This window comes from Paenibacillus sp. DRB1-1 (assembly GCF_052119485.1).
Classification (GTDB): domain Bacteria; phylum Bacillota; class Bacilli; order Paenibacillales; family Paenibacillaceae; genus Paenibacillus; species Paenibacillus polymyxa_B.
Genome location: NZ_JBODQH010000001.1, coordinates 5,448,348 through 5,469,800, shown reverse-complemented (window position 1 = coordinate 5,469,800; position 21,453 = coordinate 5,448,348). Strand labels below are relative to the sequence as shown.

Sequence of the window (21,453 nt, the reverse complement as noted above, 5' to 3'; positions counted from 1 at the left end):
AATCAGGGAGGGTATCGTTATGAATATGACCTGGAGATGGTATGGGGAAGGCAATGACAATGTTACACTGGATCATATCCGGCAAATTCCGGGAGTTATGGGCATTGTCTGGTCTTTACATGATAAGGTAGCCGGTGAAGTATGGGAAATGGAGCGAATTCAGGAAGTAGCTGATCAGATTACGAGTAAGGGCTTTAGTACGGCGGTCGTAGAAAGTGTAAATATCCACGATGATATCAAAATCGGCCTGCCATCCCGCGATCAATATATTGACATTTATATCGACACCATTCGAAAATTAGCCAAAGTGGGAGTCAAGGTGATTTGCTATAACTTTATGCCTGTCTTTGACTGGACAAGAACGGAACTGTATAAGGAACTACCTGACGGGTCCAACGCCCTCTTTTATGAAAAGGCTGCCATTACCGATGATCCCCGCCAAATGGTGGATCGGATTCTCGAGGGAGCCGGAAAGTTCACCATGCCTGGCTGGGAACCGGAGCGGTTGGCGAGACTGGATGAACTTTTTGCTGCTTACGCGGATGTCACAGAAGACAAGTTGTTTGACAACCTGAAGTATTTTCTTGAGCGCATCATCCCGGTCTGCGAGGAGGTTGACATCAAGATGGCCATTCATCCTGATGATCCGGCATGGCCCATCTTCGGATTGCCGAGAATTGTCCGTAGTCGTGAGACCATCCAGCGCATCCTAGATGCAGTGAACAGTCCCTATAATGGTCTAACCTTCTGCACAGGCTCACTGGGGAGCAATCCTGAGAATGATTTGCCTGCCATGATTCGGGAGTTTCACGATCGTATTCATTTTGCGCATATTCGTAATGTCAAGGTGTTTGAGAATGGTGACTTTATTGAAGTGTCACACCGCGGAAAGGACGGAAGCGTCGATGTTCCGGAAGTAGTTAGAGCTTATCACGAGAACGGCTATCAGGGATATGTACGCCCGGATCACGGCAGACATCTATGGGGGGAAGAAAAGAATTGTCGGCCAGGCTACGGTTTGTATGACCGTGCACTGGGAGTTATGTACTTGCTTGGTGTCTGGGATAGTCTCGCTCAAGGCAAAGGAGTGAAATAAATGCTCCAACTTAACCGGAAAGGCCTTTCAGACAAGGCGGCCTGGGGAGCAGCAGGCATCGAACTGCCAAAATATGATCTGGAGCTTGTAGCCAATAACACCCGAGTTAGACCACAATGGCTGCATTTCGGCGCAGGCAATATTTTTCGAGGGTTGATAGCCAACGCGCAGCAACAACTGCTGAATAAATTGAAAGCGGATACAGGTATTGTTGCAGCCGAAGTCTTTGATTTTGAAATGATCGACAAAGCCTATAAGCCTTACGACAATCTAACCTTACTGGTGTTGATGAGTGCAGACGGAAGATTTCACAAGAGCGTGGTCGCAAGCATCGTTGAGGGACTCGCAGCAGAGCAAAATCGTCCAGACGACTACCTCCGTCTGATTGAAACATTTGAGAATCCATCCTTGCAGATGGCAAGCTTTACTGTCACGGAAAAAGGATACGCCCTGACCGGGCCCGACGGCAAGTATCTGGCTGTTGTGGAGAGGGATTTGACGAATGGTCCTGAACAGCCAGTGCATGTGATGAGCATAGCTACTTCGCTTGCCTATCGGCGTTATCTGAAGGGGCGGCATCCAATGACCTTTGTGAGCATGGATAATTGCTCCCATAACGGCGATCTGTTAAAGGATAGTATGATTGCTATCGCCAAGGAGTGGACTCGCAGAGGCCTGGTAGAGGAAGGATTTGCAGACTATCTGCAGAATGAGGAGAAAATAACCTTCCCCCTAACTATGATTGACAAAATTACTCCCCGCCCTTCCTTGCAAGTACAGTCTGCTCTTCGGGAGCTGGGGTTAGCCGACATGGAGATGATCGTTACCTCAAGGCATACGTATACGGCTCCCTTTGTCAATGCTGAGGTTAGCGAGTATTTGGTCATTGAAGACAAGTTTACGAACGGGAGACCTGCACTGGAGGAAGCTGGCATCATCTTCACGAATCGGGATACGGTGGACAAAGTGGAGAAGATGAAAGTCACTACCTGTCTCAATCCGCTGCATACAGCCCTGGCCCTAGCTGGGTGTCTGCTTGGATATGAGCTTATTGCAGATGAAATGAGGGATCAGACATTGCGTCGTCTGGTGGAAACCATTGGCTACAAGGAAGGTTTGCCTGTTGTAGTTGATCCCGGTATTATCCAACCGAAACCATTTATTGACGAGGTATTGCAGGAACGCTTCGCCAATCCCCATATTCCTGATACGCCTCAGCGGATTGCCACAGATACATCTCAAAAGATGAGCATCCGTTTTGGTGAAACCATAAAGTCTTATGCTAGCACAGATGGACTTGATCCTGCGAACTTGACTGCTATTCCCTTGACCATTGCGATCTGGTGTCGCTATTTGCTGGGAGTGGATGATCAAGGAGCACCCTTCACACTCAGTCCGGACCCGTTACTGGATACATTACAGGGATATTTGCAAAATACGAAGCTGGGCGATCAAACCTCCGAGGTTCGCTGCCTACTCGAGGATGACAAACTGTTCGGTGTCCGATTATATGAGATTGGTCTGGGCGACAAGATTGAAGCCATGTTTCATGAGATGCTGGCAGGTCCTGGTGCAGTCCGAAGCACGATAGAGAAGTATGTGAACTAGAACTTACATTAATGCAATCCCCCTGCCAGAAACTTTGGTCAGGGGGATTGCATTAATGAGAACCAATTCTTTAAATAATCAACATCCACATGACTAAGTATCTGTTCTTCTTCCCTTTTTTGGATTCACAAAGTAGTATCAAATCCCGTGTCGCTTCACCTGTTGTTACGTTTCCAGCAATAATCGTTTATTTAGGTCATCTCGTAACGGCGTCTATAATATTAGATGTGCTTACTTTAGAAGGTCACAATCACTTTGCCTTGGGAGTGGCCCATCGACACTTTAATCAGCGCCTTGTTAATGTCACCAAACGTATAAGTTGAATCTATAGAGGGCTTTATATTCTCTTTTTCAACAAGTTTAGTGATTTCTTGTAATTGACTTCCATTGGCTTGCACAAATAAAAAGCGATATTCATTTTGATTTTTACGTGCTAAAGAATCTAAGCGAGCACCCACTAGACCAAACACTGCTTTTTTCCACAACGGAAAATGATTGTCAACCGCAAAGCGATAATTAGGTCCGGCTTTCAATGATACCAATTTCCCTTGTCGTTTTAAAATGCCCAGTTCAGCTTTGATCTCTTTGGCACCCAAGGTGTCGATCACATAATCGATATCGGACAGTATGTTAGCATAATTCTCTGCCTTATAATTTATGAATTGATCAGCCCCGACCGACAGTGTACGTGATCTGCCTCTTTCACTTCCACTTGTAATAACATATAATCCCATTGATTTGGCAATGGGGATTGCCATAGCGCCAAATCCTCCGGTTCCTCCAGGAATGAATAGCTTTCTATTCGGCTGAGCATGGAGTACATCGTGCAATGCTTGATAAGCAGTCAAGGCAGTAAGGGGTACCGCAGCAGCTTCAATAAAAGATAGATTTTCAGGCATGATGGATAAAGCATCTTCATTTACAGCCGCATACTCAGCAAAAGCACCGATTTTATTAAGCGGCAACCTCGTATAAACAGGGTCACCAACCTTAAAATTCAAAACATCATCACCAACGGCTTCAATAATGCCGGATAGTTCATTCCCTAAAGTTAATGGCAACTTATAGTTGGCAATCATCCGAACACTGCCATTCAGATTAAGAATATCCAGTGGATTTACACCTGCAGCCTTTACTTTGACAAGTACCTCATGGTTATTGATCTGTGGTATGTTAACATCATTTATTTCCACTTGGATTATTTTTGAATATTTCTGTATTTGTGCTGCTCTCATCATTCATCCTCTTCTTTTACTAATTTGGGGATAGTATAACGCTAAGATCTTCCAGAGCTCGTTCAGCACGATTGACTAACAATAGATTCGTCCCAGATTGAGCGAATGTCTTGAGCAGCTTTTCATTCCCAAGATGCATGACATGAAGGTAAGTCAAATCCAATATATGAATTAAATTTAAAATTCTGAAATTATATTGTATATTTTTCCTCTCAGATTGAAATCATAGTTCTGGTCTACAATCCCTACCACCTCGTTGCTATCATAAAGATCCACCATGAAGCCCGCCATTTGTTTGGCAGTGTGGTACTTAGGCATGCTTGCTTTGTAATCAAATTCTTCAGTATCTAATGATTTCTTAACGAATTCCGTTTCTGTTATAGCTGGTGCTAAAACCTTAGCTTTTAGTTTTGCACCTTTAATTTCTAGTTCTTTTGCAAGCCCTTCTGTGAAGGCACTAACGTAATATTTAGATGCAGAATAAGCAACACTCCCAACAGCAATGGCATATCCGAGTGCGGATGAGACGTTAATTAACTGAGTTCCTTCTACATCAGCATAATCTCGCACATATAGTGTAGAAAGGATCGTCAAGGATTCGATGTTAACACGTAACATAGTTTCAACTTTATCTAAATTCTGTTCTGCTACAAAAGAAGCTTCACCGAGCCCCGCATTGTTAATCCAGGTCTCAATTTGGTATTCCTTTAAATTGTTATATAGTGTGTAGGCCTGATCTGTAACAGACAGATCACTTGTATGAACAATAACATTTACAGTAGGATCAATATCCTTAATTGCTGATTTGAGTTCTTCTAATTTATTCAATCTTCTAGCTACCAAAATTAAGTTTTTGCCACGTGTAGCAAAGCCCAATGCCGTTTCATATCCAATCCCTGAGCTTGCTCCTGTAATAACTGTATACTTCATAATATTCTCTCCTTCATAACATGCAGATTAGTATAAATGAGTTTTAAAGACGATTTTAGAACGATCATTCTTATTGGAGTAAAAAAACAGTTAGATCTAACTTGCTATTAGCATATCAATTTTAGAACGAACAGTAAAGAATTTTTTTGTGGCTAAGAATTTTAAATTTAGAGCTGTATTCCTTGACTTGTTTGAGGCAAAAGATACAAGTTCTTTCTTCCGTTAGAGAACAAGAACTTGTATCACGGAAACAAACTTCCATTTAGGTGACTCCTTTTGCCTGCCATGCTGTATTCCACTTTTAATCTAAAGCAGACAGTGTCATATCAATAATATTCTTTAATTTTTGCTGATCCGTTGTTGTCTTAACCAACGTACGTAGCCCCAACCACGCATTCATTAAATAATGAGAAATAACTACAGGATCAAAGTCAGCCTTGAACTCACCCGATTGTTGCCCCTTTAGAACAAGGTTAGTCAAGAGTTCCTCAGTTCGCGAATAACTCTCATCAACTAAGGATGCAACTTCAGGATCCAACACGCCGAGTTCCACGCCTGAATTCACGAGAAAACACCCTAGAGGTTCTCCTTCATTTCTTACTGTCGCCTCAAACAACTCACGAATTAATTCTTTAATCGGTTTTTGTTTTTCAATCAGAAACCTCATTTTGCTGGTCTGCTTCGTTTCATATCGTTCGAGAGCTTTCATAAATAAGGCATGCTTATCCCCAAAGGTATCATAGATACTTCTTCGGTGAATACCCATAAACTCAACCAAATCTTGCATTGAGGTTTTCTCATATCCTTGTGCCCAGAACAGGTGTATTGCTTTATCTAATACTTCATTAACTTCAAATTCTTTTGATCTTGCCATCGTCATCACCTCGAATAATCATTATACAATTTAGTGAAGGATCGGCAAACTAGGTTTAAAGAAAGTGCATACATTACAGTTATGAGGTCTGTCTTATATATTTAACCCAAGATTCTTCGTTTGTCTGCTTGTAACCAATCAGGCGTCCAGCCTTTTTCCAGGGCATCCAGGGTTACTCCTGGCGGAACGATAGCATCTATCGCATCCAGGATATCAGTGCTTAATCGGATGTCACTGCCTTTTAACGTTTCACGTAGTTGCTCAATTGTTCTTGCCCCCACTATAGCAGAAGTAATTGACGAATGAGCTTGTGTAAATGCCATGGCAAGATGAGGCAAACTTAATCCTGCTTCATCTGCAAGGGTTTGGAGCTTAGCAATGGCTTCAAATTTGGTTCGATTTTCTTCTCGATCAGGGTCAACAACAGATTTTAAGCGTCCAGCGAAGGTGGCTGCTCTTGAATCCGGGGCAACGGCTGCTCCTAAACGATATTTCCCCGTCAGTAAGCCACCCGAAAGTGGGCTCCAAACAAGTACGCCCATTCCGTATTTTGCGGTTGCAGCAAGCAGATCGAATTCGATGCTTCGATTCAAAATGGAATACGGGGCTTGCTCGGATATAAAGTGTGCGGTATTTTTGCGTTCGCTAGTCCATTGTGCTTCGGTCACTTGCCATGCCTGAAAATTGGATGTACCAATGTAGCGAATCTTCCCTTCACGAACCAAGTCCGTAAGTGCGTCAAGACTCTCTTCAATATCGGTATGGAGATCCGGCTGATGTAGTTGATACAAATCGATATAATCCGTTTGCAACCTTCTCAAACTATCCTCTACTGCACGCTTAATCCAATATTTCGAGTTACCGGATTGATTGATCCCACTGCCCATGGGCATTCCGCCTTTCGTGGCCAGAATAACATCCTGCCTGCGTCCTTTTAGGATGTGACCCAGAATTTCTTCGGATTGACCACTTGAATAGACATCCGCTGTATCGATTAGGTTAATGCCTCCTGCCAAAGCTTCATCCAGTATGATTGCAGCTTCTTTCTCCGTATTGTTTCCCCAAAAACCAAAAGTACCTGTACCTAATACAAAACTGCTTACTTTAAGGCCTGTATTTCCTAATACACGATATTCCATGTTCAATCCATCCCTTCTCTATCTGTTATAATGAGAACGATCATTCTAATATGCGTAGAAGAGCGCCACTGCAAGATCTCACACCACTCCTCATAACTCTTGGCTTCTTATCCGTGTACTCCTCCCACGGCAATAATATAACATATTTAGAACGATCGGTAAAGAATGATTTTATGACCGAAATTAAGATCAGGTCCACGGTTACTTTGCTTAGTCTTTCCTCTCTTAGTCTTTGCTCTATAATTCTTTATTGAAAGGACTTCCACAACTTCTTTATCTGTCAAATTTTCCGAAAAGTGAACTAAGAAGACTCCAAAGCCGCGGTCAAAACGGAGCTGGAGTCTTCTTTTCAATAGAAATGAACATTCAAAGCGGAATGTAAAAAAATAAAAACTGACTTTTGGGACATACCCTCCAGTCTTGTAATTTTTGAATGCTGCCGACTAGCACTAGGCTGACATTTGTTTACGTATCTAACGTGTACAAAGGCAGGTTTTCCGGTAAAGCCGCCGGACGCAGACATGTGCTTTGCATTGGATAGAAGGTCTGCTGATCGGAGGAATCGTGGAACGCCCACATCGCCTCCAGCACATGATAGGCCAATTCACCACTGGCGCGGTGAGGCCGTCCGCTGCGGATAGCATAGGCCATATCGGCAACACCGATGCCCCGTGTGTTCTCCTGGTAACCCGGCAGCAGCGGTACCTCTATCCATTCTTGCTCGCCTAGCACCCTATAGCGAATTGGCCCTCCGAACGTGTTCGGGTCTGGTACCTGTAGCGTGCCATGAGTGCCGTATACCTCGATAGGTGGCAGAGTGCTTCCACCAAAGATGTCAAAGCTGGTAATCAGCGTGCCGACAGCCCCCTGCTTGAAGCGCAGCAATCCGGCCACATGGGTCGGTATATCGACCGGGATGGTCTGGCCTCTCTTTTTCTCGCTTGTAATCATTCGTTGATCCATCGCCTTGCTTGTCATGCCCGAAATGGTAGCAATCGGACCCAGCAATTGCACCAGAGCCGTCAAATAATAGGGGCCCATATCAAACATTGGACCGCCGCCGACTGCATAATAAAATTCAGGATCAGGATGCCAATGTTCATGTCCACGGCTCATCATGAAAGCCGTAGCGGCTACCGGACTCCCAATGACTCCGTCTTCAATCAGCTTCAATGACGTCTGTATACCGGAACCGAAGAAGGTCTCCGGTGCGCAGCCGACAAGCAGTCCCTTTTGATGAGCAAGATCCAAGACAGCCTGCCCCTGCTCACGGGTGACGGCAAGTGGCTTCTCCACATAAACATGCTTGCCTGCCTCAAGAGCTCTGAGACAAACGTCGGCGTGAACGCCCGGAATGGTCAAATTAATAATGAGTTCGATCTCCGGATCAGCCAAAATCTCATCTACCGAATATACATTCGGAACGTTAAACGCTACCGCCTGCTCCTCTGCCCGACCTTGGTCCAGATCCGCTACTGCGTACAGCTCTAGAATGTCGAAACGATGGCAATTTTCCATGTAAATTCCGCTAATTTTACCACACCCGATAATGCCTACTTTCATTTTGTTCATGCCTGAACTCCCTTCTTCTTCAGAAAAAATGGATAATGGCATTCTTTTATTTCATCGGATACTATTCTGTCGCTGAACGGGGCTTGTAAACAAGCCCATTTATTCTGATTGTTAAATATTTGTAAAATTACAAATCATCAATGTATCAATCAAATGGAGACTGGCAATACGAATTCAATTAGGACATCATTGCATAAGGGCACATGCCTAACAGTAATACCGTCCGTGTTGTCTGTTCTCCTTCTGTGCTCTGTCCCTTTCTGACCATGGTGAGTTCAGGTGGTCAAACTCTTTGCCAGAGGTACTACCAATTCATCCGGTCCACGCTAACGCTGCTGGTTGTCTGTCATGCCTGTATAAGCATCTGCCAGAGAGCTGCCCTGGGTGGCCACCGCCTGTTTGCCTGCGGCTGCCCACAGAAACCCGCTGCGCATCATCTCGGTCACTTGAGGCATATCTATGATATCTGCGTGATGGCCCAGCGAATTGTAGAAGACGCGTCCGTTCCCCCAGCGCTTCGTCCATACAACAGGCATATCCACCGGCCCATTGGCTGAATGGGGACCTGGTACGACCGGGAAGCGTGTGGTTGCCAGCACTTCAACTGCCGGGTCTACGTGGAGGTAATACTGCTCGCTTTTGACCTGGAAATCCTCAATGTGGTCTAGAAGTGGGCTGGAGCCTCGCTTCATGTTCACCATGTACTCTACCCCGTCATTGCCGGGATGCGCAACCCATTGCCCGCCTGTCATGAACTGCCAGTCCACGTTGTTCCGGAACGCATCACACATGCCGCCATGGCAGCCTGTGAGACCTACGCCGCTTTGAACGGCTGCTGAGACATTATTGACTAGTTCCTGCTCAATCTGTCCCATGGTCCACATTGGAACGATTAAGTCCAGGTCAAGCAGTTTCTCTGCATCTTGGTAGGCTTCAAGGGTATTAGACACCTCCACCTCGAACTGCTCTTCCTTCAAAATGCGTTCAAAAATGGCCGCCACCTGCTCCGGCTCATGTCCGTTCCATCCACCCCATACAATCAGTGCCTTGCGCATCTGTAACCACTCACCTTTCGGAATGTATTGTTATACTACATTTCTTCAATGGATACCCAACGTCGTTCCTCTATGGATCGTTCTACCGCTTCAAGCACAGCCTGACAAGCGACACCGTCGTGGAAGTTCGGCGAAGGTTGCCGCCCTTCGGAGATGGCACTCAACATCTCAAGCATCTCGTGGGTGAAGGTATGCTCGAATCCAATTGTATGTCCTGCAGGCCACCAGGCTTCGGAGTACTTATGTGCCGGATCGGTGGCGAGTACGCGGCGAAAGCCCTGAACGTCCTCCTCATCCTGTATGAAATACACTTCCAGTTCGTTCATTCGTTCAAAGTCAAACCGCACGCTGCCTAGGCTACCGTTGATCTCGAATGAATTTGTGCTCCGATGTCCGGCAGCAAAACGTGTGGCCTCGAAGCTGCCCAGCGCACCTCCGGCGAAGCGTGCCAGGAACAGCGTGGCATCATCGACGGTCACTTCTCCCATCGGTGCATTTGCCTCTGCGCTCCTTTTGGAGCTCAACCCGCTCATCTCCAAAGCCAACGGGCGCTGTTTGATGAATGTCTCGCTCATGCCGATCACTTCATGGAACTCGCCGACCAAGAAGCGAGCGAGATCAATCAGATGGGCGCCAAGATCACCATGAGAGCCAGAACCGGCCACTTCTTTTTGCAGTCGCCATACCAGCGGGAAGGACGGGTCCATGATCCAGTCTTGAAGGAAGAAGGCCCGGAAATGATAAATTTTGCCTAGGCGACCGCTCTCGACTAGCTGCTTTGCCAGCTGGACAGCCGGAGAAAAGCGGTAGTTGAAGCCTACCATATGTCTGACCCCTGCTTCCTCTGCTACCTGCAGCATGTCACGGGAATCCGCCAGCGAGAGCGCAAGCGGCTTCTCACAGAACAGATGCTTGCCATGGAGGGCAGCCTCAACGACAATTTCCTTATGGGCATTACTCGGGGCGTTAATATCAATGAGATCAATATCGTTACGTTTCACTAGATCACGCCAATCCGTAACACTTTCGGTCCAGCCGAACTGGCGGGCAGCCGCCTGAACCCCCTGCGCATTGCGTCCACAGATAACGGACATCTCTGGCTGCAGTGGGGCATCTGGGAAGAACATGGGTAGACTACGGTAAGCGTTGCTGTGAGCCTTGCCCATAAATTTGTAGCCAACCATTCCAATACGAAGACGATTAGACATGTCGTGATCCTCCTTATGGGTCTGAGTTTCAACGAGTTTTTGACGATTGGTGTTATGGACGAATGGATGACGCCCTGATAATCAGCTCTGTGGACAGGAGTTCTCTTATCGATTCGGACCCGGTCAGTTCCAGGGCTGGAATAAGGTTCAGAGAATCGGGTATAAGCTTCGAGGCTGCAAGCTGTCCCATCTCATAAAAAGGAACGCGGACACTGCTTAGTGGCGGAACAGCCATCTCAGCCGCATCCGAATCGTCATAGCCTACAAACGCTGGGAACCGGTCAACTGGCAGTCCGCGCTCACGGAGACCCTGCATTACCCCAAGGGCCATCCGGTCGTTCGCCGTAAATACGGCATCAATATCAATCAATTTGTCTGCTATTGTAGCTGAGGCTTCGAGCCCGCTTCGACGGCTGTAGTTACCTTCCAGAAGCAGATCGTGGTCATATTCAATACCGGCCTCCTGAAGCGCGGTACGGTAACCCTTCATTCGCTCAGTACTATTGGAATAGATATCCGGGCCGTTGAGAAAGGCAATCCGTTTGTATCCCTGCTCGATGAGGTGACTTACAGCCGTTCGGCTGCCTTCTACATGATCTGCATCCACTTCACAGAACGATTGCCCTTCAAAATGGTGATTCATGACGCAGAACGGACGCCCTTCTTCCTGAAGTCTCTTTAGAGCTTCCACCTCATCGTGGTCATCCCTGGCTCCAAGGATGATACAGGTATCGATCCTTTGCTGGCGGAAAAGACTACTGTAATCAATCCGTTCCCCCGGCTTCCGGAACAATAGAAGCAGATCGAACCCGCTGTCTCTGGCCTTGTTTCCGATACCGCTCAGCATCTCAGAGAAAAAATAGGCTGAGAACAGGTGCGCCTTCGGGACATAAGGCATAACTACACCAAGATGGCCACTCTTGCTTCGGGCGAAGTTACGGGCCAGCGCACTGGGAACATATCCAAGCTGATTAGCTGCGTCCAGAACCCTTCTCCGGGTATCCTCTTTGATAGGACCTACTGCATTTAAGACCCGGGATACCGTCGCTTCAGACACGCCGGAAAGTTCTGCTACTTCCTTGCGCGAAACGATATTACCCACCTCCAAATCATTTTATGTACGCGCGTACATTTTCTCATGCAACCATACCTCTGTCAATCCCAAAAAGCGTGCTCGAAAGATGGATAAGCTCTTTTCGTTACCGAACACCCTGAGATTTTGTTTGAGTCCTGTGCTTCCGGTGGGGGACGGTTTGATCCAGGGATGCTTTATTATGCTCCCCAAACATGGACAAACGACATAGTGAGGCTATAGGACGTCTGAAGATTCAGTATGGCACTTCCATGGCCTATCCGCTTAGCAGCATGGGTGCTCATGTGTCAAGCATCCCGAACCACCAGGTAGGCAGAACCGCACCGTTGCAAACCATATCCAATGCCGCCTACTTTGGTGTATTCGGTTATGAACTTGATCCATGGGCTTTGTCAGAAGAAGAGTGCAAAGTAATCAAAGAACAAATAAAAGTGTATAAACGTCACCGACGATTAATTACACAGGGAACCTTTTATCGTCTGCTAAGTCCCTTTGAAAAAAATGAGACTGCCTGGATGGCCATTGATGCAAAACGTGAGCATGCTCTCGTCGGTTGGTACCAGCTGCTATCACGCCCGAATGAAGTTTGTTTACGGCTAAAGCTGGTTGGACTGGACGAAATGGCAGTATATTTTGTGGAAGAACTGGGCCAACGTTTTACCGACAGCGAGTTAATGAACATTGGACTTACACTCACCCCGCCTCATAAGACGGGACAGGATTTTAATATTGCGGAGAAATACGATTTTTCATCTCAATTATTTACTTTAACAAAAGAGATCTCCTCATCTTGGATTATGACTTTAAGAATTAGATCAAAGACCCGTTCTCTTCTCCAGCTCCTCCGTATATCTGGCGCCCATCAAAGTGATCTGCGAGGCTGCGCTGTTAATATTACGCACATCTTCGGATGTGAGCTCAATGTCCACTGCGCCTAGATTTTCTTCCAGACGGCTTAATTTCCGTGTGCCCGGGATCGGAACGATCCACGACTTCTGAGCTAGCAGCCAGGCGAGTGCGATTTGGGCTGGCGTTGCTTTTAACTGCTCAGCCATCTCTTTAAGCAGATCGACCAGCACCTGATTGGCCTCCAGTGCTTCTGGAGTAAAACGTGGAAGAACGCTGCGCAAGTCGCCATGATTGAATGTCGTATTCGCGTTAAAACTCCCCGTTAGGTATCCCTTCCCCAAAGGACTGAACGGAACGAAGCCAATACCGAGCTCCTCTAGGGCAGGGAGGAGTTCCTCTTCGGGGCGTCTCCACCACAGGGAATATTCACTCTGAATTGCAGTGAGTGGCTGAACCGCGTGTGCACGACGAATGGTCTTCACTCCTGCTTCAGACAATCCCCAGTGCTTCACCTTTCCTTCCCGGATCAGATCTTGCACGGCTCCCGCTACCTCTTCGATCGGCACATTTGGATCGACTCGGTGCTGATAGTACAGGTCGATGGCTTCAATCTTGAGCCGACTAAGCGATTCTTCGGCAACTTTCTTGATATGCTCAGGGCGACTGTTCATTCCGTACTGCTTGCCATCCTGGATATTGAAGCCGAACTTCGTGGCAATCACGACTTGATCTCGAACAGGAAGAAGAGCTTCGCCCAAGAGTTCTTCATTCGTGTAGGGCCCGTATACTTCGGCGGTATCAAAGAAAGTCACGCCGCGCTCGACCGCTTCCCGAATGACCGAGATCATTTCCTTTTGGTCCGAAGCCGGCCCATAACCGTAACTCATTCCCATACATCCAAGTCCGATTGCGGAAACTTCCAGACCGCTATTTCCCAATTTACGCTTTTCCATCATACATCTTCCTTTCTTAATATGATCTATCTTTATCTAGTTAGAGAGTTGGTATTATAAATGTTATTATTTTTCATTAGTTGATTGGCTTACTATCCTATCAAGAGAACTATTATATAATTTTTTGAAAAATTCATGTTCTTCAAACTCTATTAATGTGATAAGCCTTTGAACCAATAAGTTCCTAAACCAACGATTCAAATAATTCATCTCCTCCCTTTTTTTAACTTGTTCTTATAATAATGTTGTTATGCTTACGGTAGTTTAGAGGCATCTGTCACTCCATCCGCTTAGCTGTTACATTGTTCTCCCCCTTGCTTGATTCTGTGAACTTAGTCTTATTATGCCGAACAGAAAAAGCGAAGCGATATCTCATTCGTCTTAAATGATTGCCCAATCCTATTACGGCTACTGTTGCTACAGGCGGATAAGTCTTATAATGGGACCAGACAAACCTGCAAGGAGGATTTGAATGCCCGAGAACCTTATTCAACAGCAACAGGAGCTTACCGGATTAATCGAGCGTCACTCGCTTCAGAATAGCACCAAGGAAACGGCGATCCCTTCCCTATTTTTCTATCAGCATTCCAGCATAACTGAGCCCGCGTATCGGGTTTACAAGCCTTCTTTTTGTGTTGTCGTTCAAGGTCTGAAAGAAATTTTGCTGGCACAGGAGAGATTTGAATATGGACCGTCCAATTATCTGATCGCTTCCATGAATCTTCCTGTGATCGGTCAAATTATAAAAGCGTCTGCTGACTCTCCTTACCTGAGTCTCAAGCTCGAATTTACACAGAACCAGATCCTTGAAGTGCTGAACGATTGTGATATTAAGGTCACGTCAAAAGATAATGCCAAGCGTGCCCTGTTCGTCGGCCGGATGGAATCGTCCATTCAGGACGCCGTGCTCAGGCTTGCCCGTCTGCTGGACACCCCAGGAGAAATCCCATTTCTGGCCCCGCTTTACACGAGGGAGATTCTGTACAGGCTGCTGCAGGGGCCCTATGGAGTCGAATTGGCTCAGATTGCAGTCGAAGGAAGCAGCACCTATCGGATCCGGGAAGCTATCGACCATATTGTCCGAAATTGGGACCAGTCTTTTCGGATCGAAGATCTTGCAGACACCGCCAGCATGAGTGTTTCTTCGTTCCATCGGCATTTTAAAGAGGTAACCGCCATGAGCCCAATTCAGTTCCAAAAACAGCTGAGACTTCAGGAAGCTCGCCGCATCTTATTGGCTGAATCGGCGGACGCCGCAGACGTCGCTTTCAGAGTTGGTTACGAGAGCTCTTCCCAATTCAGCCGTGAATACTCCCGCACGTTCGGTGCTCCTCCGAGAGCGGACATCAAGCGATTGAAGGAAAAATATGACCAGGTCATGAATGACTAGGCCCAATTCGGCAGCAGCGTCTCACCCCGGTCTGTAGCAGGCGCGGGAGTCACCGAAAGTCTGGAAATCTCATCGCGCCACTCTGGAGTCATCTCTGGATTGGATATCGCCCAGGCTACCGCAAGCGTCGAGGGCTTCACGCCTCGTTCTGCTGCATGTGCAGTAAAGCGGTCGGCGACGGTAAAATTCATTTCATCCGCATAGCGGTCCGTATACCGCTGCTCTTCGACCAGCCGTCCTTGCTCCGGTCGTTTGTTCGTTCCGTATTTGCCCGTAAGAATCCCGGCTCCCAGAGGGCTGTACGAAATGACCCCAATCTGCTCGGAAACGGCAAGAGGCAGGATTTCTACCTCAGCCTGACGTTTGATCAAGTTGTACATCGGCTGGATCAATTCAAAGCGTGCCAGCTCCTCCTTGGCAGAGATGCCGAGCGCTTTGGCAATCTGCCAGGCCGACCAGTTGCTCACCGCTGGGTAAAGGATTTTACCCTGCGCTTGGAGATCGTCGAGTGCACGAAGCGTCTCCTCCATTGGCGTATTTTCGTCGAACATATGCACGAAGTAGAAGTCGATGCGGTCCGTCTTCAGGCGTCGCAGACTGTTTTCCACTTCAAGCATGATATGACGGCGGGAAAGCCCCCTAGCATTCACGTCCTGTCCCATCGGATAGAAAACTTTGGTGCTCAGTATAATCTCATCCCGACAATCCTCGATGCACTCGCCCAGAATTTCTTCGGAGCGACCCTGGCTGTACACGTTTGCTGTATCGAAAAAGTTAATGCCAGCTTCGCGGGAGCGGTTGAACATTTTTTTGGATGTTTCTTCATCGGCATTTCCGCCGAAGGACATCGTGCCAAAACATAAATTTGAAACCTTGATTCCTGTTTTTCCTACTGTACGATAATTCATCGTCATTCCTCCTGCTGTTGACTTACGCCTGTTGTGTGGTAGGGCGAATAATCATTTCATTGATCGCAACATCTCCTGGCTCTTCAATCGCAAAAGCAATCGCACGTGCGATACTTTCCGCTTTAATCGCTCCTTGATATAACTCATCGTAGGTTTGTTTTAACTCTGCATCCGTGATTCCCTCCGTCAATTCAGTGCTGACAGCTCCTGGAGAGATATTCGTTGTACGAATCTGGGTACCACAGATCGCCTCTTCTTGACGTAAACCTTCCGTAATCGCCCTTACGGCATGTTTGGTCGCGCAATATACAGTGCCGCCGGGGTAGACATTATGTCCGGCAATAGAAGACAGATTAATGATATGGCCAGATTTCTGTTCCCGCATCGTAGGCAGAACAGCAGCAATCCCGTACAAGAGGCCCTTGATATTAATATCAATCATCATATCCCATTCATTAATTTTCTTCTTAAAGAGAAACGATTGCGGCATGACTCCGGCATTATTGATAAGTACGTCGATTTTCCCAAACTCTTGAAGTGCATACGAAACCAACTCCTCCACTTGTTCATGCGATGTCACGTCGGTTACTTTGTAGATGGCTGTCCCCTCGCTTTGTTCAACTTCTTCTTGCAGCTTTTGTAAACGGTCTTCACGGCGAGCCGCCAGCACAAGCTTCGCACCTTTAGATGCCAGCTCTTTGGCCGTTGCCTCTCCGATTCCGCTGGAAGCACCTGTAATAATAACGACTTTATCTTGAATGTTGGACATAGAGAATGAACATCCTTTCTAATTTGAATTGCTTAATTGAGATTCTGAGATTGGATATAAAATGTTTGCTTTGAGACTTAGTTTTCTTTTGCGAATAGTTCTTTGGCCACCACTGTAATAGCGGACATCGCCTTCGGCCAGCCCGCATAAAAGGCAAGATGGGTAATGACTTCGATCAGTTCCTCTTCCGTCAGGCCGTTGTCTTTGGCTTTACTCAAATGAAAGCCCAGTTATTCGGAATTCCCTCCGGTGATCAAGCTTGGTACGGTAATGAGGCTGCGGTCGCGTGGGGCCAGCTCTTTGTGTTCCCAAACGTCCCCAAACAGCACCTTGTTGGTCAGCTCGACGATCTTTGGTGAGAAGTCCCCAATCGTTCGCTGTGCAGCCGTAAGTTTTTGAGTATCTGACATGTGATATCTCCTCTTCTTTCATTTGCATTGATCCTTCATATAAATGCATCTATAATTGAAAGAGATACATTATTGAACTTGTGTCTATTATTATAAGCTGATACAGAATGCTTGCAATTGTTAAATACGCTTAATTTGTTCATTAATAGACATATAAGTTAAAACAGTCAATTATCATTTAGAAGTTTAGGGGTTGAACACAGTGAAAGTGGACAGGAGAATACTCAAAACACAGGAAGCCTTGAAAAAAGCATTAACGGAGTTGATGGCCGAAAAGAGTTTCGACCATATTACGATTCAGGATCTATCCGACAAAGCGAATGTAAGCCGGGGAACCATCTATCTTCATTACGTGGACAAATATGATTTGCTGGATAAGCTGATTGCCGCACACATCAATGAACTTCGAAGATTATGTATTGAATCGGCTCATTTGAGCTTTACAGAGGCCGAAATTGTTTGGTTTGAATATTTTGAGGCTAACTATTTATTTTTCTCCACGATGCTGGTGAGCAAAGGCGCACCTTACTTCCACACTCAGTTTCTTGAATTTATGATCGATGAACTTCGGGAAGAGGTCGACATGAATGAAGCAAGAAATCGGGGACTAAACGAAGAGGTGGTTGTCCGTTATGCAGCGTCCGCTGTGGTAGGGATTATGGAGTGGTGGTTTTTGAATGATAAACCTCTCCCTCCTGTCGAGATGGCAGAGCAAATAGGCATGCTGTTGGACCGGAAATTGTGAATCTGATGAAAAAAGAGTAGCAGGCTACTATGTCTGCTACTCTCAAATCAGCGAGTCAGAAGCAACCCGCTAGGGTTGCTTCTTTAACATTCAGTTCGTTAACTGAACTAAAAGTATTATAGATCGTGTTTATCAGGGCCAAATACAAGATTGGCGGACTGCTTGGCTTTCTCAATGACATTCATGACCTTCTCGCTATGTTCAAGCATATCCGAGGCTTTTTCCAAATCTTTTTCCTCGATGATACGGTCAAACTCAACGAATTCGTCATACATTCGATGCGGATGATCTTTTAAGTCGACCCGAATTGGCGTTTCCTTATTCGCAGTGTAATCAAAGCAGTTGCATATATTAGCCGAACTTGCCATGTGTATATAGCCCTTATTGCCTTGAATGTTCACGGCATTGGGGGCCGTACTATCTTTTGAACCTATGCAGACACACTTGAAATCACCGTAATCAAGCAGCAGCATACCTGAAGTATCAATTCCACGCTCCATGTTCGCCCAATACTCCACTTTCTTAGGGCTCCCGAAGAATCCAACAACAAAATGAATATTATATAAATTAATATCCATCAAGGCTCCACCAGACATCTCCGGATTAAATGCAGGCTGGATTATTCCCGCTTTGAAAGCTTCATATCGAGATGAGTATTGAGAATAGTTGCATTCAACTATTTTGATCTCACCAAGTTTAGGTAGATACTCCTTCATTGACAAATAATTTTTCAAATATTGATTCGTTATGGCTTCCACCAATACCAGTTTTCTTTGCTGAGCAATTTCTTTTAGCTCTAGAAATTCTTGCAAATTGGAAGTAAACGGCTTCTCACAAATGACATGTTTACCACTCAATAATGCTTCTTTGGCATATGAATAATGAAGATGATTAGGCAACCCGATATAAACTGTATCCACATCACGGTTCATCAGCATCTCACTGTAATCCGAATAAATCTGAGATATTCCATATTTATTTTTCAAATCCAGTAATTTCTCCTGGTGGCTAGGTCTAGAACAAATGCCCTTTAATAAAATAGTTGGGATTTCCTGAATAAAGCTCAATAGATCCCCTACGATCATCCCTGCTCCGACAATTCCCAACTTCATTTTAGTTGCACTCCTCTATACCTTTTTCAAGTATTTCCATACAAATTATGGTTTCTTCGTCTTTAATCACTTTTTCTTTACCAAATACGATCGACTGATAAATATCGTCATACACTCGAGCATAGTCTCCCTTTTCAGAAACGACTTTTTCTTCATGATACTCGCCTTTATCATCCAGATATGTTAAGATGCCGTAATGCTCGGGCAGGTCGATGCCGAAATCGGCGTGTCCCTTAGGCAGATAGTATAATTTCAGATGCTCCTCCTGACGATCCTTCGTTTGCTTTATAAAAACGCCTTTTTTGCCGTATACAACAAAACTCGGCCGCTCTTTTAAGCGAAAAAAGCTGGATTTGATGGATACCTTGAGCGAGGGATAATAAAAATCCAGATCAAAGTAATCATTCATTCTCCCAGCACCCAGCAATTGACGAACATCGTTATGGATTGTGTCCGGCTTCCCAAAATAGGAAAGAACCTGGTCAATGGTATGAACGCCATGTCCATATAGGTAACTGTTATATTTAGAAAAATGAGAAGTGGAATTCGTGATCTCAGGGCGATAATAATCGTAATGCATCTCCACTTCCAGCAAATCTCCAAGTTTTCCTGATTCAATAACCTTCTGGGTAGTGAGGAAATCCGAGTCGTAACGTCTATTCTGATAGCATTGTATAACCAGATTTTTCTCTTTAGCATATTGGAAGATCGACATGGCTTCTTCTTTGGTTAACATAAAAGGTTTCTCAACAAGTACATTTTTCCCGTGGTCAAGCGCCATTTTCGCATAGTCGTAGTGGGATTCTACAGGTGTACAAATAACAATCAACTGAATCTCCTTATCGTTCATTAGAGATTCAATATTATCTGTATACAGCACGTCAGGGATTTTTTTCCACTCCCCTTTATCTGGATTACGTGCGTATATCGTCTTCACTTTCAAATCAGCTCTGTTCAATGAAAAAGGAAGATGATAACGGTTCGTGCTTTTCCCATTTCCAATATAACCGATGGTAAGCATATTATTTCCCCCTTAGGCTCTTTTTCATTTATTATAGAAGAAGAATGTTGATCGTAAAGGATTTGCCGCCAAAATGGTACATTCAACCGATTTTTTGTCAACATAGCGGGTTGTTTTTAAACAAAATGTTTATTTTATATCCTTTATCAAACGTTATTTCAATTGAACCGGAGTGAACCTGTTGAAAATACTGATGCAATTATCCGAAATGCAAAACTTTACACCAAACGAAAAAAGCATTGCATCCTATATTTTGCTTCATAAGGAAAGTATCTTGCACTTAAATATTCAGGAGCTTGCAAAGGCAACATATACTTCGCATTCTGCGATTAATCGATTAACACATAAACTTGGGCTATCGGGCTTCAAGGAGTTTATAATCAAACTTGCCCGGGAATTTCAGCAGAATACCCAGAACATTTCCAATGTAGACCCCAACTATCCTTTCGGTTTTGATGAATCCCCACTTCAAGTAGCGAAAGAAATTGCAGAATTAATGAAAGAAACGATTGAAAAAAACTTTACATTCTTGGATGATGATTTATTGTCGCAAACAGCCCTACTGCTGGATCAAGCGAAAAGAATCTTTATATATGCGTTAGGTGATTCACAAATCCGTGCGAAAAGTTTCCAAAATAAATTAGTAAAAATAAACAAGTATGTGGTTATAGCCACGGAGCTGTCTGAGTGGGCTTACCATACGGCTAATCTTACGACACAGGATTGCGCTGTTTTTTTAACTTACCACGGAAAGTCGCCGATTTTTTTAAAAGCAGCAAGGCATTTTACACATGAAAATATCCCTTTTATCACAATTACAGCAACCAATCAAAATGAATTGGCCAAACTCAGTAATATCTGTATCCAAGTGCCTAATGACGAAGTAAAACATGCCAAGATTGGTACATTTTCGTCGCAAATTGCCTTTGACTATGTATTAAATGTGATTTACTCCTGTATCTATAAAATCGACTACTTGAAAAACATGCAAACCACAACACAATCGTTGGAGAATTCGCATCTCAATGACATGATGAATGACGTATAGAGTAATTGTTCTTCCTCTAACTACAAAATAAGCGGAAACTTATGATTTTCTATCGTTACCTCCGTCTATAAAGGTCTAGTCAGCATCATGCTAACTAGACCTTTATTTTATTGCTTCAAGCCCATCAGTACAGCCGCTAGCAATCCCGGAAATCGTAAATTCACATCGTCGTACCGGATTGAAATAAAGCGTTGGGTACCCTCTATTCTTGTATGGATGACTCCTGATTCCCGAAGAGCCTTAAAGTGATGGGACAAGGTTGACTTTGGGGCCGAAATATCTATCGAGCTACAGGATTGCTCCCCCTTTTCGTCCAAAATCTTGATGATATTAAGCCGAATCGGGTCACTCAGGGCATATAAAACTGTAGATAGAGTAATTTCATTAACGCTAGGATGATACAGTGTTCTCAAGATCCGTTCACCTACCTGAATAAAG

At 45.1% G+C, this 21,453-nt stretch carries 21 protein-coding genes and 1 pseudogene; 6 read left to right on the top strand and 16 right to left on the bottom strand.

Annotated features, from left to right (window positions below):
- The first annotated feature begins 19 nt into the window (after positions 1–19).
- Together uxuA and ACQW03_RS24595 are read left to right on the top strand one after the other, a co-directional pair.
- Positions 20–1,096, top strand: coding sequence for a mannonate dehydratase (gene uxuA, locus ACQW03_RS24600; protein ID WP_104494722.1), 1,077 nt, complete (start codon positions 20–22; stop codon positions 1,094–1,096).
- Positions 1,097–2,704, top strand: a complete 1,608-nt coding sequence (locus ACQW03_RS24595; protein ID WP_441952218.1) for a mannitol dehydrogenase family protein — start codon at positions 1,097–1,099, stop codon at positions 2,702–2,704.
- Positions 2,705–2,940: 236 nt separating this feature from the next.
- On the opposite strand, the gene ACQW03_RS24590 is transcribed toward ACQW03_RS24595, so the two are convergent.
- From ACQW03_RS24590 to ACQW03_RS24555, 8 genes are all read right to left on the bottom strand, one after another.
- On the bottom strand, positions 2,941–3,939 hold the full coding sequence (locus ACQW03_RS24590; RefSeq protein WP_441952479.1) for an NADP-dependent oxidoreductase: 999 nt from the start codon (positions 3,937–3,939) through the stop codon (positions 2,941–2,943).
- Between the two features lie 177 nt (positions 3,940–4,116).
- The gene (locus tag ACQW03_RS24585) at positions 4,117–4,869 is read right to left on the bottom strand and encodes an SDR family NAD(P)-dependent oxidoreductase (protein ID WP_441952216.1); all 753 of its coding nucleotides are present in this window, start codon (positions 4,867–4,869) and stop codon (positions 4,117–4,119) included.
- 301 nt (positions 4,870–5,170) lie between these two features.
- Positions 5,171–5,743, bottom strand: a complete 573-nt coding sequence (locus ACQW03_RS24580; protein ID WP_071640907.1) for a TetR/AcrR family transcriptional regulator — start codon at positions 5,741–5,743, stop codon at positions 5,171–5,173.
- 101 nt (positions 5,744–5,844) lie between these two features.
- Positions 5,845–6,882, bottom strand: a complete 1,038-nt coding sequence (locus ACQW03_RS24575) for an aldo/keto reductase (RefSeq protein WP_071640909.1) — start codon at positions 6,880–6,882, stop codon at positions 5,845–5,847.
- A gap of 465 nt (positions 6,883–7,347) precedes the next feature.
- Entirely contained in the window at positions 7,348–8,454 is a 1,107-nt protein-coding gene (locus tag ACQW03_RS24570; protein WP_071640911.1) for a Gfo/Idh/MocA family protein, read from the bottom strand.
- 326 nt (positions 8,455–8,780) lie between these two features.
- Entirely contained in the window at positions 8,781–9,509 is a 729-nt protein-coding gene (locus tag ACQW03_RS24565) for a ThuA domain-containing protein (RefSeq protein WP_441952212.1), read from the bottom strand.
- A gap of 35 nt (positions 9,510–9,544) precedes the next feature.
- Complete coding sequence (locus ACQW03_RS24560; protein WP_071640915.1) at positions 9,545–10,717, bottom strand: Gfo/Idh/MocA family protein; 1,173 nt, start codon at positions 10,715–10,717, stop codon at positions 9,545–9,547.
- A gap of 52 nt (positions 10,718–10,769) precedes the next feature.
- Complete coding sequence (locus ACQW03_RS24555; RefSeq protein ID WP_441952210.1) at positions 10,770–11,825, bottom strand: LacI family DNA-binding transcriptional regulator; 1,056 nt, start codon at positions 11,823–11,825, stop codon at positions 10,770–10,772.
- Positions 11,826–11,936: 111 nt separating this feature from the next.
- Between ACQW03_RS24555 and ACQW03_RS24550 the strand changes: the two are divergent.
- A pseudogene (locus ACQW03_RS24550) lies at positions 11,937–12,520 on the top strand (alpha-galactosidase); the annotation flags it as partial.
- Positions 12,521–12,625: 105 nt separating this feature from the next.
- Here the strand turns inward: ACQW03_RS24550 and ACQW03_RS24545 are convergent.
- Complete coding sequence (locus ACQW03_RS24545; protein WP_071640917.1) at positions 12,626–13,612, bottom strand: aldo/keto reductase; 987 nt, start codon at positions 13,610–13,612, stop codon at positions 12,626–12,628.
- Between the two features lie 472 nt (positions 13,613–14,084).
- On the opposite strand from ACQW03_RS24545, the gene ACQW03_RS24540 reads away from it, so the two are divergent.
- Positions 14,085–15,002 carry an AraC family transcriptional regulator gene (locus ACQW03_RS24540; protein WP_071640920.1) on the top strand — a complete coding sequence of 306 codons (918 nt, stop codon included), beginning with the start codon at positions 14,085–14,087 and terminating at the stop codon, positions 15,000–15,002.
- Here ACQW03_RS24540 and ACQW03_RS24535 read toward each other — a convergent pair.
- From ACQW03_RS24535 to ACQW03_RS24520, 4 genes are all read right to left on the bottom strand, one after another.
- Positions 14,999–15,910, bottom strand: a complete 912-nt coding sequence (locus ACQW03_RS24535; RefSeq protein ID WP_441952208.1) for an aldo/keto reductase — start codon at positions 15,908–15,910, stop codon at positions 14,999–15,001. The two genes, ACQW03_RS24540 and ACQW03_RS24535, sit on opposite strands and share 4 nt — an antisense overlap.
- Before the next feature lie 22 nt (positions 15,911–15,932).
- Positions 15,933–16,679: an SDR family oxidoreductase gene (locus tag ACQW03_RS24530; RefSeq protein ID WP_441952206.1), complete on the bottom strand. Its 747-nt coding sequence runs from the start codon at positions 16,677–16,679 to the stop codon at positions 15,933–15,935.
- A gap of 77 nt (positions 16,680–16,756) precedes the next feature.
- Entirely contained in the window at positions 16,757–16,897 is a 141-nt protein-coding gene (locus ACQW03_RS24525; protein ID WP_258382968.1) for a carboxymuconolactone decarboxylase family protein, read from the bottom strand.
- A 12-nt stretch (positions 16,898–16,909) separates the two neighbouring features.
- A complete protein-coding gene (locus ACQW03_RS24520; protein ID WP_305954432.1) occupies positions 16,910–17,089 on the bottom strand; it encodes a carboxymuconolactone decarboxylase family protein in 180 nt (59 codons plus the stop codon).
- A gap of 202 nt (positions 17,090–17,291) precedes the next feature.
- Between ACQW03_RS24520 and ACQW03_RS24515 the strand changes: the two genes are divergently transcribed.
- The gene (locus ACQW03_RS24515) at positions 17,292–17,834 is read left to right on the top strand and encodes a TetR/AcrR family transcriptional regulator (RefSeq protein WP_179085929.1); all 543 of its coding nucleotides are present in this window, start codon (positions 17,292–17,294) and stop codon (positions 17,832–17,834) included.
- Between the two features lie 116 nt (positions 17,835–17,950).
- On the opposite strand, the gene ACQW03_RS24510 is transcribed toward ACQW03_RS24515, so the two are convergent.
- Together ACQW03_RS24510 and ACQW03_RS24505 are read right to left on the bottom strand one after the other, a co-directional pair.
- A complete protein-coding gene (locus tag ACQW03_RS24510; protein WP_076293669.1) occupies positions 17,951–18,946 on the bottom strand; it encodes a Gfo/Idh/MocA family protein in 996 nt (331 codons plus the stop codon).
- Between the two features lies 1 nt (position 18,947).
- Positions 18,948–19,967 carry a Gfo/Idh/MocA family oxidoreductase gene (locus tag ACQW03_RS24505; protein WP_441952203.1) on the bottom strand — a complete coding sequence of 340 codons (1,020 nt, stop codon included), beginning with the start codon at positions 19,965–19,967 and terminating at the stop codon, positions 18,948–18,950.
- 181 nt (positions 19,968–20,148) lie between these two features.
- Here ACQW03_RS24505 and ACQW03_RS24500 point away from each other — a divergent pair, with 181 nt between their 5' ends.
- The gene (locus ACQW03_RS24500; protein ID WP_076293667.1) at positions 20,149–21,015 is read left to right on the top strand and encodes a MurR/RpiR family transcriptional regulator; all 867 of its coding nucleotides are present in this window, start codon (positions 20,149–20,151) and stop codon (positions 21,013–21,015) included.
- A 107-nt stretch (positions 21,016–21,122) separates the two neighbouring features.
- On the opposite strand, the gene ACQW03_RS24495 is transcribed toward ACQW03_RS24500, so the two are convergent.
- Entirely contained in the window at positions 21,123–21,428 is a 306-nt protein-coding gene (locus ACQW03_RS24495) for an ArsR/SmtB family transcription factor (protein ID WP_068938804.1), read from the bottom strand.
- Positions 21,429–21,453 lie beyond the last annotated feature (25 nt).

Coding starts and splice junctions, on each gene's coding strand:
- ACQW03_RS24535 (WP_441952208.1), bottom strand. CDS start 15,910: ATGAATTATCGTACAGTAGGAAAAACAGGAATCAAGGTTTCAAATTTA.
- ACQW03_RS24545 (WP_071640917.1), bottom strand. CDS start 13,612: ATGGAAAAGCGTAAATTGGGAAATAGCGGTCTGGAAGTTTCCGCAATC.
- ACQW03_RS24540 (WP_071640920.1), top strand. CDS start 14,085: ATGCCCGAGAACCTTATTCAACAGCAACAGGAGCTTACCGGATTAATC.
- ACQW03_RS24590 (WP_441952479.1), bottom strand. CDS start 3,939: ATGAGAGCAGCACAAATACAGAAATATTCAAAAATAATCCAAGTGGAA.
- ACQW03_RS24565 (WP_441952212.1), bottom strand. CDS start 9,509: ATGCGCAAGGCACTGATTGTATGGGGTGGATGGAACGGACATGAGCCG.
- ACQW03_RS24505 (WP_441952203.1), bottom strand. CDS start 19,967: ATGCTTACCATCGGTTATATTGGAAATGGGAAAAGCACGAACCGTTAT.
- ACQW03_RS24595 (WP_441952218.1), top strand. CDS start 1,097: ATGCTCCAACTTAACCGGAAAGGCCTTTCAGACAAGGCGGCCTGGGGA.
- ACQW03_RS24510 (WP_076293669.1), bottom strand. CDS start 18,946: ATGAAGTTGGGAATTGTCGGAGCAGGGATGATCGTAGGGGATCTATTG.
- uxuA (WP_104494722.1), top strand. CDS start 20: ATGAATATGACCTGGAGATGGTATGGGGAAGGCAATGACAATGTTACA.
- ACQW03_RS24570 (WP_071640911.1), bottom strand. CDS start 8,454: ATGAACAAAATGAAAGTAGGCATTATCGGGTGTGGTAAAATTAGCGGA.
- ACQW03_RS24530 (WP_441952206.1), bottom strand. CDS start 16,679: ATGTCCAACATTCAAGATAAAGTCGTTATTATTACAGGTGCTTCCAGC.
- ACQW03_RS24580 (WP_071640907.1), bottom strand. CDS start 5,743: ATGGCAAGATCAAAAGAATTTGAAGTTAATGAAGTATTAGATAAAGCA.
- ACQW03_RS24585 (WP_441952216.1), bottom strand. CDS start 4,869: ATGAAGTATACAGTTATTACAGGAGCAAGCTCAGGGATTGGATATGAA.
- ACQW03_RS24560 (WP_071640915.1), bottom strand. CDS start 10,717: ATGTCTAATCGTCTTCGTATTGGAATGGTTGGCTACAAATTTATGGGC.
- ACQW03_RS24520 (WP_305954432.1), bottom strand. CDS start 17,089: ATGTCAGATACTCAAAAACTTACGGCTGCACAGCGAACGATTGGGGAC.
- ACQW03_RS24575 (WP_071640909.1), bottom strand. CDS start 6,882: ATGGAATATCGTGTATTAGGAAATACAGGCCTTAAAGTAAGCAGTTTT.